This window comes from Bradyrhizobium sp. 1200_D9_N1_1 (assembly GCF_052075915.1).
GTDB classification, from domain to species: domain Bacteria; phylum Pseudomonadota; class Alphaproteobacteria; order Rhizobiales; family Xanthobacteraceae; genus Bradyrhizobium; species Bradyrhizobium diazoefficiens.
On the sequence record NZ_CP197226.1, the window covers coordinates 1,684,248 to 1,699,663 of the forward strand.

The window sequence follows — 15,416 nt, forward strand, 5'->3', positions numbered from 1 at the left end:
GCAAATGCGTGGGGTGGGCAAAGGCGCTCTTGCGCCGCGCCCGCCATCTTGCCGAGATTGAGATGGAAATAGGCGGGCACGCTTTCGCTTTGCCCACCCTACGGCACCTTTAGTTCCTCGCGATGATCTCGCGCTCGCCGTGATGAACCGACAGCTCGCGCGCCATGGCGGTGCGCCGGCGCATCAGGAATTTCGGACGGCGGGCGCGGATCGCGTTGGCGCGGCGGCGGCGCGGTGCGGGCTTGCGCGCGCCTTCGTCGAGCTGCGGAAGCGCGAAGATCTCGCTCCAGACCGCCCAGGCCTCGGTGAGCTCGTCGCCGTCGGCGCCGACCAGCAGCGGAACGGAGAGCGAGGGATCGCGATGGACGAGGACGAGGGCCTGCGCCGCGTCGTTGCCGCGCAGCGCGACGCCGGAGAAGTCGCTGACGCGCACGTTGATCGCCATCCGCATGCCGCGGACGGCACGGCGCAGCACGACACGTTCGCGATGAAGCTCGATCTGCCTTGTGTATCCGTCGGCGCGCGGATCATGCGCATCGAAGCGGACCGGAAGGGAAAGAGGGTCGAGCCGCAGAGAGCGGCTCGACCCGGCGGGAGCGATCCCGCTTGTTGCTGTTTGACGCCTCACGGCTTTAGTTCTCCCCGCCAGGATTATGTTCCCGGTCGATGCGAGGACCTTAGCGCGGCGGCTTCCGAAACCGCTTAAAAAGGCTGGTTAACCCAGCGTCACCTCGGCTCATGATTGACAAGACCTTGGCGCGCATGATTGACGAGACGTTGCGCCGAAGTCGCGAATCTGAGCTTTTAGCGGACTGAAAATGCTTGAAGTCCGCGCTATCAGGGCACATCTGTGGGTTCCGGTCCCGAACCCCGCCCCAACAGGATTTCGTTTGTGAACCCTTCACCAAGCTCGACGCTTTCGCCCAAAGCCAATCGCGACCTGTTCGATCAGTCCGCGCTGTCCGATCTCGCGCAGCGGCTGGTCGAGGCGGCCAGGCGCGCCGGCGCGGATGCGGCCGATGCGGTCGCAGTGCGCGGCGTCTCGCAAGGCGTCGAGGTGCGCGACGGCCGTGTCGAGGAATCCGAGCGGTCCGAGGGCGACGATGTCGGCCTGCGCGTGCTGGTCGGCCAGCGCCAGGCGGTGGTCTCGACCAACGACGTCAGCGGCGATGCCGTGACCAAGCTCGCCGAACGCGCTGTCGCGATGGCGAAGGTCGCACCCGACGACAAATATGTCGGCCTCGCCGATCCCGCGCTGCTCGCGCGCGATTTCCCCGATCTCGATCTGCTCGATCCGAATATTCCGGCAACCTCGGAGCTCGAGCGCCGCGCGCTCGAAGCCGAGGCTGCTGCGCTCGCGGTGAAGGGCGTGACCAAGTCCGGCGGCGCCTCGGCCTCCGCCGGCATGGGCGGCATGGTGCTCGTCACCTCGACCGGCTTCCACGGTTCTTACCTGCGCTCGAGCCAGGGCATCTCGGCCACCGCAATCGCCGGCGAAGGCACCGGCATGGAGCGCGACTACGACTTCACCTCGGCGCCGCATGGCGCCGACCTGCTGTCGCCGGAGATCGTCGGCCGCTCCGCCGGCGAGCGCACCGTGGCGCGCTACAATCCGCGCAAGGTCGAGACCTGCAAGGTGCCGGTCGTGTTCGATCCGCGCGTTGCGGGCTCGCTGGTCGGCCATGTCGTCGGCGCCATCAACGGAGCCTCGATCGCGCGCAAGACCAGCTTCCTGAAGGACAAGCTCGGCCAGCAGCTGTTCGCCAAGAACATCCGCATCATCGACGATCCCCTGCGCAAGCGCGGCCTGCGCTCGCAGACCTTCGATGCCGAGGGCGTCGCGGTGAAGAAGATCGCGCTGATCGACGAGGGCGTGCTGACGACCTGGCTGCTCGACTGCGCCACCGCGCGGGAGCTGGGCCTTGCCACCACCGGCCACGCCCATCGCGGCGTCTCGTCCTCGCCCTCGCCCGGGCCGTACAATCTGCATCTCGAAGCCGGCACACCGACACCGGCCGAGCTGATCGCCGACATCAAGCAGGGTTTCTACGTCACCGACCTGATCGGCTCCGGCGTCAACGGCGTCACCGGCGATTACAGCCGCGGCGCCTCCGGCTTCTGGATCGAGAACGGCGAGATCACCTATCCCGTCAGCGAGGTGACGATCGCAGGCCACCTGTTCGAGATCTTCAAGTCGATGCAGCCCGCCAACAATCTCGAATTCCGCTACGGCATCAATGCGCCGACGGTGCGTATCGAGGGTTTGACGCTTGGCGGACGCTGACGCGAACTCGCTCGACGCGACGATCCTGACGCGCGACGCGGCGCTGCTGAAAGACACGGTACGGGAAGCGGGCGCGCTCGCGCAGTCGATGTTCCGCACCGAGCTGAAGACATGGACCAAGGGCGCGTCCTCGCCGGTGTCGGAAGCCGACATCGCCGTCAACGACCTGCTCGAAGCGCGCCTGCGCAGTGCCACGCCCGACTATGGCTGGCTGTCGGAGGAGAGCGCCGACGATTCCACGCGGCTGTCGCGGCGGCTGGTCTGGGTGGTCGATCCGATCGACGGCACGCGCAATTATCTGGGCGGCCACGACGAATGGTGCGTCAGCGTGGCGTTGGTCGAGGACGCCGCGCCGCTGCTGGCCGCGGTGTTCGCGCCGGCCAGCGGCGAGTTCTTCTTCGCGGCCCGCGGCCAGGGTACGCTGCTCAACGACAAGCCGGTGCGGGCGACGCCCGGGTCCACGTTCGATTTCTCCCGCATGGCCGGCCCCAAGCCGATGGTCGAGCGTCTCAATACCGCCGGCGGCGACATCAAGCTGCACCCGCGAATCGGCTCGCTCGCGCTCCGGCTCTGCCGGGTCGCCCACGGCGCGCTGGATGCGGCTTTTGCGGGCGGCAACAGCCATGATTGGGATCTTGCGGCGGCCGATTTGATCGTGCAGGAAGCGGATGGTAGGATGAGCGACCTCTCCGGAGATCCCATCCTCTATAACCGCCGGGAAGTGGCGCACGGGGTGCTGGTGGCAGCGGGTCGCGATCGTCATGCGAGCATTGTCGCGCATTTTCGAAATCGTCCCTTGCCCTGAGCGCTTTCGCTGTGCTTGTCGAACACTGCTTTGCCGGGCAGCCCGTTAGGAAGAGAACCCATGCCAGATAGTGCCCCGCAACAACTGCTTCATCTCGTCATCGGAGGCGAACTGCTCGATCTCGAGCACAACACCTTCAAGAACCTCGACGACGTCGAGATCGTCGGCCTCTACCCGAACTATGCGTCCGCCCACGTCGCCTGGCGCGCCAAGGCGCAGAGCACGGTCGACAATGCGCAGATGCGCTACTTCATCGTCCATCTCCACCGGCTGCTCGACCCGAATCAAGAAACGAAGGCGCGTTGAAAAAGCTGCTTCGCAATACGCTGCGAAGCAGCTGGTTTCAGCGTGCCGTCGGGGTCCTGGCGGCCGAATATCTGCGTCTGGTCTGGCGGACCAACAAATTCACGTTCGATCCGCCCGACGTCTATGACATCGTCGAGCCGCAGATCCCGGCGATCTTCGCCTTCTGGCACGGCCAGCATTTCCTCACCCCGTTCATCAAGAACAAGGACTCCTACCGGGCCAAGGTCCTGATCTCCCGGCACCGCGACGGCGAGTTCAACGCCATCGCGGTGGAGCGGCTCGGCATCGGCCTCATCCGCGGTTCCGGGGATCATGGCAGTGCCTTCCACCGTAAAGGTGGCGTCGGCGCCTTCAAGGAGATGGTGCGGACGTTGCAGGACGGTTGTAATGTCGCGCTGACCGCCGATGTCCCCAAGCGCGCGCGCGTGGCCGGGCTCGGCATCATCATGCTGGCACGGGAATCGGGGCGGCCGATCATGCCTTTCGCGATGGCGACCAGCCGTTTCATCCGGCTCAAGAACTGGGACCGCACCACCATCAACCTGCCGTTCGGGCGGGGCGCATTGGTCGGCATCAAGGAAATCCACGTTCCGCCGGACGCCGACGCCGCCATGATGGAAGCGTTGCGGCTGGAGCTGGAGGAGACGTTGAACGAAGCGACCCGGCGCGCCTATGCGCAGCTCGGCCGCCCGGGGCCGCAAGATGCCTAATTCGCTGCCCAGAGCGCTGCCGATGACGCTGCGGATGTACCAGCGCCTGGCTTCCGGCCTGGTGCCGCTCGCGCCTGCGCTGATCAAGCGGCGGCTGAAGCAGGGCAAGGAAGACCCCGCGCGTGTCGGCGAGCGGCGCGGCCTGTCCCGGGATGTGCGGCCGCATGGTCCGCTGGTCTGGATCCACGGCGCCAGCGTCGGCGAGGTTCTGGCCGCGGCGGCGCTGATCGGGCGGCTGCGCGATCTCAATTTGCGCATCCTGCTCACATCCGGCACCGTCACCTCGGCCGCCGTCGTCGCAAAACGCTTTCCACCCGACGTCATCCATCAATACGTGCCGTATGATTCCCCGCGCTATGTCGCGCGCTTCCTCGACCACTGGAAGCCGTCGCTGGCGCTGTTCATCGAATCCGATCTGTGGCCGAACCTGATCCTGGCGGGCGCAACGCGGCGGGTGCCGATGGTGCTGATCAACGGTCGGATGTCGCCGCGCTCCTTCCCGCGCTGGCGGCGCATGTACGGTACCATCTCGGCGCTGCTGTCGCGGTTCGACATCTGCTTGGCGCAGTCCAAGCTTGACGCCGAACGCTTCTCCGCGCTCGGCGGCCGCGACGTCCTCACCACCGGCAATCTCAAGCTCGACGTGCCGGCGCCGCCGGCCGATCCCGCCAAGCTCGAACGGCTGATGGCGATGACGCGCGGGCGTCCGATCATCGTCGCGGCCTCGACCCATCCGGGCGAGGACGAGATGCTGGTGGCGGCGCATCGCAGCCTCGTCGGTTTCTTCCCGCAGCTTCTGACCGTGATCGTGCCGCGCCATCCGGATCGCGGCTCCTCGATCGCTGGCCTGATCACCGCGTCGGGCCTGAAGCCGGCGCTGCGCTCGCGCGAGGAGCTGCCGACGGCCGCGACCGATGTCTATGTCGCCGACACCATGGGCGAGCTCGGCCTGTTCTACCGGCTCTCGCCGATCGTGTTCATGGGCGGGTCGCTGATCCGCCATGGCGGCCAGAATCCGATCGAGGCGATCAAGCTCGGTGCGGCGATCGTCCATGGTCCGCACGTCTTCAATTTCGCCGACGTCTACGAAGCGCTCGATGCGAGCGGCGGCGCGCGCCAGGCCGACACGCAGGAGATCCTGGTCAAGCAGCTCGGCCAGCTCCTGGCCGATCCCGCCGTGCGCGACAAGATACAGCAGGCAGGCAGCAGCGTGGTCGAGCAGCTCGGCGGCGCGCTGGAGCGCACCATGACCGCGCTCGAGCCGTATCTGCTGCAATTGCGGATCGAGATGGGGGCCGCCAATGCGTGAGCCGGCCTTCTGGTACCGGCCGCGTTCCCCAGAGTCCCAAATCCTCCGTCCCCTGGGCGCGCTCTACGGCGCGATCACGGCGCGTCGCATGGCGCTCCAGGGATTCGACGCCGGCATCCCCGTGATCTGCGTCGGCAACTACCATGTCGGCGGCGCCGGCAAGACGCCGACCGTGCTGGCGCTGACGAAGCTCCTGCGTGAGCTCGGCGAGACGCCTGTCGTGCTCAGCCGCGGCTATGGCGGGCGCCTGCAGGGCCCGGTGATGGTCGACGGCGCGCGTCACATCGCAGCCGATGTCGGCGACGAGCCGCTGATGATGGCGCGCGACGTCCCGGTCGTCGTCGCGCGTGACCGCCTCGACGGCGTCGCGCTCGCCAAATCACAAGGCGCGACCGTGATCCTGATGGACGACGGCTTCCAGAACCCGCGTCTGCTCAAGGATGCCTCGCTGATCGTGATCGACAGCGAGCGCGGCATCGGCAACGGCAAGGTGTTTCCGGCCGGTCCCCTGCGCGCGCCGCTGAAGGCCCAGCTCGCGCGTACCGACGCGCTGGTGCTGATCGGCGACGGCCGCGCCGCCAACGACGTCGCCGCCGAGCTTGCCAAGCGCAACAAGCCGGAGCTGCGCGCGCGCCTGAAGCCGGATGCAGCCTCGGTCGCGCAGCTGTTCGGCAAACGGGTTTTCGCGTTCGCCGGCATTGGCGATCCCGAACGCTTCTTCCGCACCCTGCGCGCCAGCGGCATCGATGTCGCGCGCACGCGTCGCTTCGACGATCACCACATGTTCTCGCCCGAGGAGATCGCCGCGCTCGCGGCGGAAGCACAGCGCGAGCAGCTGACGCTTGTGACTACGGAAAAGGATCTCGCGCGCCTGCGCGGCAGCGAGGGCGTGCCCAACGGCATCGTGCCGTTCGCGGTGCAGCTCGAATTCGATGACCCGGCAAAGTTGCGGCAATTGATCAGCGATCATCTCTACAAGGCGCGCGAGCGGCGGTTCGGCAGGCGTTGATCGCGTGCGACACCGGGGCGACATGTCGCGGCGGATGAATTCTCTTCCGCAGGTTCGGGAGTTGATGTAGCCTTCGATGAGAGCCGTCACCGGGACGTGCCGAACTCCCGGCAATCATCGGCGGCGTTTATGCCCACGGCGGGCAACGTACCTTCATCATTTCAGATGCGAGACCGTACCGATAAGTTCGGAACGGCTGGGAGAGTCATTGCCAAAAGCTCAGAGGAGAACATGCCATGCATTTTTGCCTCACTGGACAATACACACCACGCGCTCTCAACGCCATTTTGGAAAACCCCACGACCAATCGCCAGGAGGCGGCGAGGAAACTTATCGAAGCGGCCGGCGGCAAGCTGATTTCGATGTACAGCGTTGCGGCCGACGGTCCAGGCGTTCTGGTGATTTTCGATGTGCCTGATCCGAGTGCGGCTCCGGCGATTTCCGGCCTGACCGTCACGGCGGGCACCCTGCAGAACGTGAAGCTGACCCGGCTGTTCACGCAGGACGAGATCAAGCAGGTCCGCCAGAACGCGGCGAAGCTGCGTTCTTCGTATACTCCGCCCGGAGGCTGATATCCGGATCTCGAGCGATGCCGCCGCAATCGCATCAAGCGGCGGCAACGCTTTCCTCACAGCAAGAAGCAGGTCTGCACGCTGAGGCGCGGCGAAGGCCTTGCGGCGTCCATTGACGGACGATGCGGGACGGCGCGTGCTGCGTCCGGCGTCCTAGGTCCGACTGAACGTGCTTGGCAGCGGGCCCGCTAACGGAGTGCAATCCCGGCTCAGCGGTCAGGCCCCCTCACCAGGCTCCAACGGCTATCATTCCGATGATGGTCAGGCACGAGGCGCAGGCCACCATGACAGTATAGCATTCGGGTGTATTCATTGCTTGCTCCCAAACTGCTGCCAATTGCTTGGTCACTGCTACGCGGGAGAGATCGCCGGTCTTGGTGCCGCTTCAAGTCGGCACGCCGCGACCGGTCTTGCGTTGTACGTCCGTCCTCTCATCGTCACCCTGGTCCGCAGGATGATAATGCGCTTCGAGAGCTTCAGAGCGTTCAGCTGCGATCAGCAGCTGTTTCCGCATTTCAGCGAGGCGGGCGCGGCAATATTCACGATAGAGCAGGTCCAGTATGGTGGGCATGATCCCCCCCCATCGTTTGACTTTCGATTTACAAATATTTCACCGCAAATTTTCGAGGTGATCGTAACCCGCCAGATGGCTCTTCGATATGAGCCCGTTCACAGACTGCGCCAATTCCAAAGCTCGATGGCCGTTTGGTTGACTTGATTGTCTGCGCGATAAAAAGAGCAGGGCCAGTTACCTAACACGCACTATAGCAGCCCTCTGTTTCACCAAGACTTCGTCAAACAACTTAAGGGCGCCAAGTCGCACCAAAGAATCCAACCACAGCGCGAAATGACTCACCAAGGAGTGCAAGCACTGTTCGATGCAACGCAGATCGGCACGACGGAGATCATTTTGGCTGTGAGACCCGCAGTTGAGGTGCGCTGCCCCTGCCGCGGTGGCTGGAATAGCGCGGCGCAATTTACACGCCGTGATGCCCGGAGCGAAGCTTGCTCGCATCGACGACGTCCGTTCCGATGTGCTTCACGGAGACAGTCTTCAGTTGGCTGCGCTCGGAAGCACGTGCAGCGGCGTGCGATCCTCGACGCCGCCACACCAACCTAGGTTCGCACAGAATTCGTGCATCATCCCGTCGAATGCATTCGGGCGTCCCATTCGAGCTCCCAAACTGTCCTGCCCCCAACGTAACACAATCTCACCAAGCCTGAGCACACGCCCGCGACGAAGTGATGGTGGGCACGCTTTCGCTTTGCCGCACCCTGCGGCAGCCCGCCATTCACGCGACATTCATCGCAAAACGCCTATCGGTCCGGGACCGATCGGGAGAATTCGATGAAATTGCCGTCCGCGACTGTCGCCGCCAGCCTTGTGTGTCTGATCATTGCGCCCGTGTTTGCACAAACGACGCCGCCCGCCGCTTCGACCGGCACGGTGCCGGTTCCCGCGACCAGGCGCGTGACGTGTCTCGGCACGACGCAAGACCTGAAGGGACAGGACAAGCGCGACCAGATGCAGCTCTGCATGGCGCAGGCGCGGGTCGATTGCCTCAAGCAGGCGATCAATCAGAAGGTCGTCGGCGAGCCCAGGAAGACCTTCATCAAGACCTGCGTGGGCGGGGATGCCACTGAGCAGCACTAGCAGCGCAGGCGCGGCCTCACGGCTGCGGCTTTGGCGCGCCGGGGAAATGCCGCTGCAGCACCGCGGCCGGCGTGGCGTAGGCTTCTTGAAGGTCCACGCTCCAGTACTTCAATTCGTCGAGCGGGATCCGCGTGTCGGTGATCGCGCAGCGCACATAGGTCCCCGGCGAGATCACGCGGAAATCGCCGTCGAGATATTGCACCTGCGCTTCGCCATTGCCGGAAGAGCCGAACTTGTTCAGCACGGTCGAAAGTCTCCGTGGAAGGCCTCTCCGTAAAAAACCCTGGAGGGCACGATGTGTTGGACGGGATGTAGCATAGATAGGGCGGCCTGTCCGCCCGGTAAACCCACCGGTTTGTGATGTTTTGCCGCCGTTTTCGCATGATAGTGCTTCGGGCGAAGGATCGTCCCGGCGCAAGCGGCCGGCACCTGATACGGCAGAGCCCGATGCGCCTTCGATTGACCGCCCTGTTCCTGATGCTGCTGATGTCGGCCGCGCGCGCTGCGCCTGCGCCGCAGCAGGTCGAGATTCCGCTCGGCTCCGGAATCCTGCATGCCCAGCTCTACAAGCCCGAGGGCGCCGGGCCGTTTCCGACCGTGATCGCGCTGCATGGCTGCGGCGGCCTCGGCGGCCATGCCGATCCCGTATTGCCGCGCTATCGCGACTGGGCGGAGCGGCTGCTCAAGGCCGGTAACGCGGTGCTGCTGCCCGACAGCTACGGCTCGCGCGAGCTCGGGCCGCAATGCCGCGTCAAGGAGACGCACGTCAAGGCGCGGCGCGAGCGTGTCGCCGACGTCGCGGCCGCGCGCGCCTGGCTGATGAAGCAGGTCTGGGTCGCGCGCGACCGCGTCAGCCTGATCGGCTGGGCCAACGGCGCGAGCACGCTGCTGTGGGCGGTGCGCCCGCAGAACGCGGCGCGCGACGCAGGTCCGGATTTCCGCGCGGCGATCGCGTTCTATCCGGATTGCCGCATCTCCGCCGGTCTCGGCTGGAGCACGCGGGTGCCGACCCTGGTTTTGATCGGCGCCAATGACGACGTGTCGTCGCCGCCGGCCTGCCGCCAGATGGTCGAGGGTGCGCATGGCCGCAGCGCGCTCGCGCGCATCGTGGTCTATCCCGGCGCCTATCACGACTTCGACCGCGCCAACACGCCGCTGCACGCAGCTAGCGGCAGCAGCGACGCCGCCGCGCCCGAGCACGGCCATCTCGGCACCGATGCGGTCGCGCGCGCGGAGTCGCAGAAGGACGTCGCGGAGTGGCTGGCGCGGTGATGAAGATCCAGAAGCCCGGATATCGCTGCGCTCATGCGGGCTAGGGGGCTACGGATTCCCAAGCGGGGCCGCCCGAGGAACAACTTGAGGCGGACAGCCCCGCATCGACCACCGCCCTGCACGGAGAGTGGCCGACAGTGAATCTACGGATCGCGCATGGCTGCGGTTTCAGCACGGGACGGTGCCATCATTCGACCACGATGTCGGTTAAACGCATCCCACATGCGCAACCGCATCGTCCTTTTTTCCTCCGCACTGATCGTCTTCACCGTCGCGATCTTCCTGTTCGAAGCCCACGCCGGCGCGCCAATGCTCGCGCCGGAACATTGCGGCTTCTGGACCACGATCGACGCGGGATTGTCCTGCCGCTAGGCGGGCTGTTGCGTCTCCCACCCTTCCACGCTGATGTGTATTGAGAGGGCGACCAACTCTCCCCGACGTCGTCCTGGCGAAAGCCAGGACCCATACCGCGGAATCTATCGATTGTACGCGGCATTAGTCCCGAACGATCAGTCTTCGCCAAACTACTTCCTGGGGTAATGGGTCCTGGCTTTCGCCGGGACGACACGGAGAGTGAGCCGCCAACTCAGAACAAACTGCCCTGATCCACCGGCTTGCCGACGCGCTTCGGCGCGGGTTTGGTCTCCTGCGCGGCCGGCTTCGGTTGCTGTGCGCGCTTGGCAGGAGGCGCCGGACGATCCGCATCCGTTGTCGCGCCGACACGTCCGTCCGCGAACTCGATCTCGACGCGTGCGCCGGGACCGACGCTGTCGGCCGAATGCAGGGGATGGCCGGCCTCGTCCCGCACCAGCGCAAAGCCGCGCGCTAGCACGCCGCGGTAGGACAGCGCCGAGAGCAGCTTGCCGCTGGCCTCGACGCGGGCGTCGAGCCGTTGCAGCAGCGTCACCAGCGCACGGTTGGCACGCTCGGCCAGGCGATGCGTGCGTTCGCGCTGGCGGGCAATCGCGTTGCGCTGCGCCTGTGCGTTGGAGAGTTTTGAGGCACGCAGCCGCACCTCGAGACCGGCAAAGCGGTCGCGCCGCTGCCGCAGCAGCGACCGCGCGGAGAGACCAAGCCGCTCGCCGCACACGGTGAGCCGATGATCGGCCTGCGCGATCTGCCCGTGCAGCACCCGCAGCGTCAGCTTTGCGCCCGCCGCAGTAAACCTGCGGAAATGCGCATGCGTGTTGGCTTTCAAGCCGCGGGGCAGGGCGGCGCCCGCCGAATCCAGCCGCTGCCGCGGGATCGCCAGCAGATCTCCGGCCGCCGGCAGCGCACGCGCGGCCGCACGCAATTCGCTGCGGCGGCTTTCGTGGGCGCGCTGCCAATAGGCGCGGGTGCGCCGTGCGAGATCGGCGACCTCGACGAACAGATCGCTGCGCACCGGCACAGCCATCTCGGCCGCCGCTGTCGGCGTCGGCGCGCGCTTGTCGGCGACGAAATCGATCAGCGTGATGTCGGTCTCGTGGCCCACGGCGGAGATCAGCGGGATCATGCTCTCGGCTGCTGCCCGCACCACGATCTCCTCGTTGAACGACCAGAGATCCTCCAGCGAGCCGCCGCCGCGCGCGACGATCAGCACGTCGGGCCGCGGAATCTTGCCGCCCTCCGGCAGCGCGTTGAAGCCGCGGATCGCGGCCGCGACTTGCTCGGCCGAGCCTTCGCCCTGCACCTTGACCGGCCACACCAGCACATGGCGGGGGAAGCGGTCCTCCAGCCGGTGCAGGATGTCGCGGATGACGGCGCCGGTCGGCGAGGTCACGACGCCGATCACCTCTGGCAGCCAGGGCAGCAGCTGCTTGCGCGCCTCGTCGAACAGGCCCTCGGCGGCAAGCTTCTTCTTGCGTTCCTCCATCAGCGCCATCAGCGCGCCGATGCCGGCCGGCTCCAGCGCCTCGATGACGATCTGGTATTTCGAGGAGCCCGGATAGGTCGTGAGCTTGCCGGTGGCGATGACCTCGAGCCCCTCCTGCGGCTTGAAGCGCATCCGACCGTGCACGCCCTTCCAGATCACCGCCTCGATCTTGGCGCTCTCGTCCTTGAGCGCGAAATAGCAGTGGCCGGAGGAGTGGGCGCCGCGAAAGCCCGAGATCTCGCCGCGGACCCGGACATGGCCAAAGGCATCCTCCACCGTCCGCTTCAGGGACTGTGAAAGCTCGGAGACGGTGAATTCGGGGGCGTTGAGCAGGGGTTCCGCGGGCGGCATCGGCAAACGATTCGGCATTTTGGGGTCAGACCCGACGTTAAGGATTTTCGCCGCGCGGCGCCAATCCGGGGATTGATTTGGAGAGTACTCTGTAATATAGAGTTCTCTATCGATGGTGAGTTGAATGGAGTTGAGCCCATGGCGAAGCAGCTGCTGCGCGGCGTGTTGAACGGACTGAAATGGGCCCTGTGCGCAGTCGGCGCCGTGGCGCTGATCCTGGTCGCGATGATCGCAACGCCACCGGAGCGGCCGCCGGAGATGCGGTCGGTCTCGGAGTCGGTGAAGCTTGTCGACTTCTCGACCATGCCGCCGCTCGAGCGTTTTCAGGCCCGCGACGGCACCTGGATCGGCTTTCGCCACTACGTCCCGAACGGGCCGGCGAGCGGCCTTGGCGCGATCTTCATCCACGGCTCCTCCGGCTCCAGCGGCACCGTCAACCACGCGCTGACCCATGCGATCGCCTTGCGCGGCGTCGAGACCTGGGCGCTCGACATGCGCGGCCATGGCGGCTCTGGCACCCGTGGCGACATCGGCTATGTCGGCCAGCTCGAGGACGACCTCGTCGATTTCGTCGCTCATGTCCGCAAGGCCGCGCCCGATCTGCCGCTGACCCTGATCGGCCATTCAGCCGGCGCCGGCTTCTCGCTGCGCGTTGCCGCGACGCCGATCATGCAGGACATGTTCGTGCGCACCGTGCTGCTCGCGCCCTATCTCGGCTATGACGCGCCGACCAACAAGCCGCATTCCGGCGGCTGGGCCAATGCCGACGTTCCCCGCCTCCTCGGCCTCACCGCCCTGCGCAAGCTCGGCATCGACTGCTGCTCGCAGCTTCCGGTGCTTGCTCTGGCCGTGCCTGCGAATTCGGCGAAGTATCTCGTCCCCACCTATTCCGACCGCCTGATGCGCAATTTCGCGACGCGCGGCTATCGTCTCGATCTCGCGGCGACGACACGCCCCATCACGATCTTCGGCGGTGCCGAGGACGAGATGATGATCTCGGATAAATATGCGGAGGCGGTGCAGGCGATCAAACCGTCGGTCGACGTCAAGATCATCGACGGCATCAACCACATGGGCATCGTCACCAGCCCGAAGGCGATCTCGGCGATCGCCGAGGACGTGGCAACGCGCGGGAGCGGGCAGTCATGATGCGATCCGCTGATGGCAAGGCAAGCGCATATGGGAGCGGCTTCCCCGCGGCCATCCTTCGAGACGCCCGCCTGCGGCGGACCCTCAGGATGAGGGCGGAGTTTGCGGCGGTCGCTTCAAAGGGGACTGGTGCAGCTGAGCCTCATCCTGAGGAGACCGCGAAGCGGTCGTCTCGAAGGACGAGGCGTGCGCTCAGGTGTCACCGAGCGTCATACGAGATAGCGCTGGGACTGAAAGGGACGACATGATCGACAGCAAGGAGGCGTCCGCAGCGCTGGCCGACATCGACGACATCGTCCAGCGCGTGAAGCAATCGCAGCTCTACGAACTGGCGAGCTATGCGGCCGTCTGGTGGGGCGTGCTGGTGCTCGCAGGCAATCTCGTGACCTGGCTCTGGCCGGTCTATGCGGTCTACGCCTGGGTTGCGGTCGATGTTCTCGGTGTCGGCGGCCTGGTTGCGCTCCGCCTGCTCAATCCGCCGCATCATCCCCGGGGAGCAGCCTTCGACATCAGGCTGCTCCTGGTGTTCGTGTTGTTCTTCGCCTTCGGCTATCTCTGCACCAACGTGATCGGCCATTTCGGCCCGCGTCAGCTGGGGGCGTTCTGGCCGCTCTACTTCATGCTGTTCTACACCCTGGCAGGCCTCTGGTTCGGCTATGCCTTCGTGGCGATCGGTCTCGGCATCTCCGCGCTGACGCTGATCGGCTTCGTCTTCATCGGCGAGGCGTTCCCGCTCTGGATGGCCTTCGTCAACGGCGGCGGGCTGATCCTCGGCGGCCTCTGGATGCGGCGGATCTAGCCAATGGCGGAGCTCGACGACATCATCCACCAGCCGTTGCGGCTCAAGATCATGGCGGCGCTGAACGCGCTGCCTGCGACGGCGGGCCTGGAGTTCTCGCGGCTGAAAAAGCTGACGGGCGCCACCGACGGCAATCTCGGCGCGCATATCGAGACGCTGGCCAAGGCCGGCTATGTGTCCGTGGAGAAGGCCTTCGTCGGCAAGAAGCCGCAGACGACGGTGACCGCCACCGCGGCGGGGCGCGGCGCCTTCGCGCGGCATGTGGCGACGTTGCAGGAGATCATTGCGGGGAAGCAGGTGTAGCTTTCTGCAATGCTGATTGCGGTGCCTCTCCCCTTGCGGGAGAGGGAATCTTCGCTGGTGACACAGACTCACTCGGGTGAGGGGTTCTCTCTGCGAGTCTTACTCCTGTTTGTGTTTGCGGATACAACCCCTCATCCGCCGGTCTGTCGAAGCACGAGCCCGATCCGTTGGTCGCGATTGCGGAAGCCGCGAAGTGACAGCCTGCCACGCGGTGCCGTGGGACAAATTGGCTGTCACCAAGCGCTACTCAATTTCCTTACAGCGTCCCATCTCACGAAATCTAGCTGCTTGGTATTCGGCTCGAAGTACAGAACTCCTCGATCTCCAGCGCGAATAAGTTTGACCGCGAGCTTTTCATTTTCCAGTTGAATCGAGTGGTCGCTGGCTCCGCGTGACACATAAGAATGAGCAAAGTCGTGGCCGGTTGCAAATGCGGTAACGATGATCAAAATACCAGAGATCAAGTAGACTAACCTTCTGGGAATGGGAAACAAGCGGAACAAAAGTCACGGCTGCGCCAGCGATTAGTCCTGCGATCAATCCAAAGAAGCTGAAGTAAAGGGCTACTCCAACGAGCAAAACAAGACCCGCGGGTATTGCTGCATCGACGTATCGTCTCTTAGTCTTATGCATATTTTTCCCGGCAGTGTGGACTTTTACTCCAAGCAACACATCAAGGCCCGGGCCCAAATAGGCAATCAAAAAAATAGCCAATACAAACGCAACTGGCGTAGCTTCCAATGCGAAAACGACGTGCTCGGTGATCGAGAAGAGCGTGAATAGCTTAATATCGAGTCCGTAGAAGTATCCAACGTCGTAGCTGATCGCGATTGCAGTACCGATTAGCGGAATAAGAACGGCTACTTCCTTAAATTCTAGCTGCGGTTTCGCGGGTGCGTGTTGATCATCTTGCACTAGAGACCTCATGAGAGTATCGCGGCCAACGCGAAGCGTTCAATGCCATGGCGGTGCAACCCCTTCTTGCGAATCGGGAGCCGTCACGATGGCACAATGCAGGGTAGAGCCGCGAGGCTCGGG

Annotated in this window: 18 protein-coding genes; 13 read left to right on the forward strand and 5 right to left on the reverse strand. The window is 65.0% G+C overall.

Features of this window, described 5'->3' with window-relative positions:
* Positions 1-109: 109 nt before the first annotated feature.
* Positions 110-628, reverse strand: a complete 519-nt coding sequence (locus tag AB5K84_RS08095) for a DUF6101 family protein (protein WP_011090252.1) — start codon at positions 626-628, stop codon at positions 110-112.
* 264 nt (positions 629-892) lie between these two features.
* On the opposite strand from AB5K84_RS08095, the gene AB5K84_RS08100 reads away from it, so the two are divergent.
* The 7 genes from AB5K84_RS08100 (at position 893) to AB5K84_RS08130 (ending at position 6,995) form a co-directional block, all read left to right on the forward strand.
* Positions 893-2,284 carry a TldD/PmbA family protein gene (locus AB5K84_RS08100; protein WP_028174621.1) on the forward strand — a complete coding sequence of 464 codons (1,392 nt, stop codon included), beginning with the start codon at positions 893-895 and terminating at the stop codon, positions 2,282-2,284.
* Positions 2,271-3,089 (forward strand): 3'(2'),5'-bisphosphate nucleotidase CysQ, encoded by an 819-nt coding sequence (locus tag AB5K84_RS08105; protein ID WP_441232384.1) that lies wholly within the window; start codon positions 2,271-2,273, stop codon positions 3,087-3,089. Before AB5K84_RS08100 ends, AB5K84_RS08105 begins: the two co-directional genes overlap by 14 nt.
* Before the next feature lie 60 nt (positions 3,090-3,149).
* A complete protein-coding gene (locus AB5K84_RS08110) occupies positions 3,150-3,395 on the forward strand; it encodes a DUF4170 domain-containing protein (RefSeq protein ID WP_011090249.1) in 246 nt (81 codons plus the stop codon).
* Positions 3,392-4,105 carry a lysophospholipid acyltransferase family protein gene (locus tag AB5K84_RS08115; RefSeq protein WP_028174623.1) on the forward strand — a complete coding sequence of 238 codons (714 nt, stop codon included), beginning with the start codon at positions 3,392-3,394 and terminating at the stop codon, positions 4,103-4,105. The genes AB5K84_RS08110 and AB5K84_RS08115 overlap by 4 nt, the downstream gene beginning before the upstream one ends.
* On the forward strand, positions 4,068-5,414 hold the full coding sequence (locus AB5K84_RS08120) for a 3-deoxy-D-manno-octulosonic acid transferase (RefSeq protein WP_011090247.1): 1,347 nt from the start codon (positions 4,068-4,070) through the stop codon (positions 5,412-5,414). Before AB5K84_RS08115 ends, AB5K84_RS08120 begins: the two co-directional genes overlap by 38 nt.
* Positions 5,407-6,423: a tetraacyldisaccharide 4'-kinase gene (lpxK, locus tag AB5K84_RS08125; RefSeq protein WP_011090246.1), complete on the forward strand. Its 1,017-nt coding sequence runs from the start codon at positions 5,407-5,409 to the stop codon at positions 6,421-6,423. The genes AB5K84_RS08120 and lpxK overlap by 8 nt, the downstream gene beginning before the upstream one ends.
* Positions 6,424-6,659: 236 nt before the next feature.
* Entirely contained in the window at positions 6,660-6,995 is a 336-nt protein-coding gene (locus tag AB5K84_RS08130; RefSeq protein ID WP_011090245.1) for a GYD domain-containing protein, read from the forward strand.
* A 385-nt stretch (positions 6,996-7,380) separates the two neighbouring features.
* On the opposite strand, the gene AB5K84_RS08135 is transcribed toward AB5K84_RS08130, so the two are convergent.
* Positions 7,381-7,566, reverse strand: a complete 186-nt coding sequence (locus AB5K84_RS08135) for a hypothetical protein (RefSeq protein WP_028174626.1) — start codon at positions 7,564-7,566, stop codon at positions 7,381-7,383.
* A 777-nt stretch (positions 7,567-8,343) separates the two neighbouring features.
* Here AB5K84_RS08135 and AB5K84_RS08140 point away from each other — a divergent pair.
* Entirely contained in the window at positions 8,344-8,649 is a 306-nt protein-coding gene (locus AB5K84_RS08140) for a hypothetical protein (protein ID WP_011090243.1), read from the forward strand.
* A gap of 16 nt (positions 8,650-8,665) precedes the next feature.
* Here AB5K84_RS08140 and AB5K84_RS08145 read toward each other — a convergent pair whose 3' ends face one another.
* Positions 8,666-8,893: a DUF2093 domain-containing protein gene (locus tag AB5K84_RS08145; RefSeq protein WP_011090242.1), complete on the reverse strand. Its 228-nt coding sequence runs from the start codon at positions 8,891-8,893 to the stop codon at positions 8,666-8,668.
* Between the two features lie 203 nt (positions 8,894-9,096).
* On the opposite strand from AB5K84_RS08145, the gene AB5K84_RS08150 reads away from it, so the two are divergent.
* Together AB5K84_RS08150 and AB5K84_RS08155 are read left to right on the forward strand one after the other, a co-directional pair.
* Positions 9,097-9,921, forward strand: coding sequence for a dienelactone hydrolase family protein (locus tag AB5K84_RS08150; RefSeq protein WP_038967309.1), 825 nt, complete (start codon positions 9,097-9,099; stop codon positions 9,919-9,921).
* 222 nt (positions 9,922-10,143) lie between these two features.
* Positions 10,144-10,293, forward strand: coding sequence for a hypothetical protein (locus AB5K84_RS08155; RefSeq protein ID WP_165448178.1), 150 nt, complete (start codon positions 10,144-10,146; stop codon positions 10,291-10,293).
* A gap of 214 nt (positions 10,294-10,507) precedes the next feature.
* Here AB5K84_RS08155 and xseA read toward each other — a convergent pair whose 3' ends face one another.
* Positions 10,508-12,145 carry an exodeoxyribonuclease VII large subunit gene (gene xseA, locus AB5K84_RS08160; protein WP_011090239.1) on the reverse strand — a complete coding sequence of 546 codons (1,638 nt, stop codon included), beginning with the start codon at positions 12,143-12,145 and terminating at the stop codon, positions 10,508-10,510.
* A gap of 120 nt (positions 12,146-12,265) precedes the next feature.
* On the opposite strand from xseA, the gene AB5K84_RS08165 reads away from it, so the two are divergent.
* From AB5K84_RS08165 to AB5K84_RS08175, 3 genes are all read left to right on the forward strand, one after another.
* Entirely contained in the window at positions 12,266-13,276 is a 1,011-nt protein-coding gene (locus AB5K84_RS08165) for an alpha/beta hydrolase (RefSeq protein ID WP_038967304.1), read from the forward strand.
* Between the two features lie 244 nt (positions 13,277-13,520).
* The gene (locus tag AB5K84_RS08170) at positions 13,521-14,075 is read left to right on the forward strand and encodes a hypothetical protein (protein WP_038967303.1); all 555 of its coding nucleotides are present in this window, start codon (positions 13,521-13,523) and stop codon (positions 14,073-14,075) included.
* Positions 14,076-14,078: 3 nt separating this feature from the next.
* The gene (locus AB5K84_RS08175) at positions 14,079-14,378 is read left to right on the forward strand and encodes a winged helix-turn-helix domain-containing protein (RefSeq protein WP_011090236.1); all 300 of its coding nucleotides are present in this window, start codon (positions 14,079-14,081) and stop codon (positions 14,376-14,378) included.
* A 354-nt stretch (positions 14,379-14,732) separates the two neighbouring features.
* On the opposite strand, the gene AB5K84_RS08180 is transcribed toward AB5K84_RS08175, so the two are convergent.
* Positions 14,733-15,293, reverse strand: a complete 561-nt coding sequence (locus tag AB5K84_RS08180; protein WP_162494160.1) for a hypothetical protein — start codon at positions 15,291-15,293, stop codon at positions 14,733-14,735.
* Positions 15,294-15,416 lie beyond the last annotated feature (123 nt).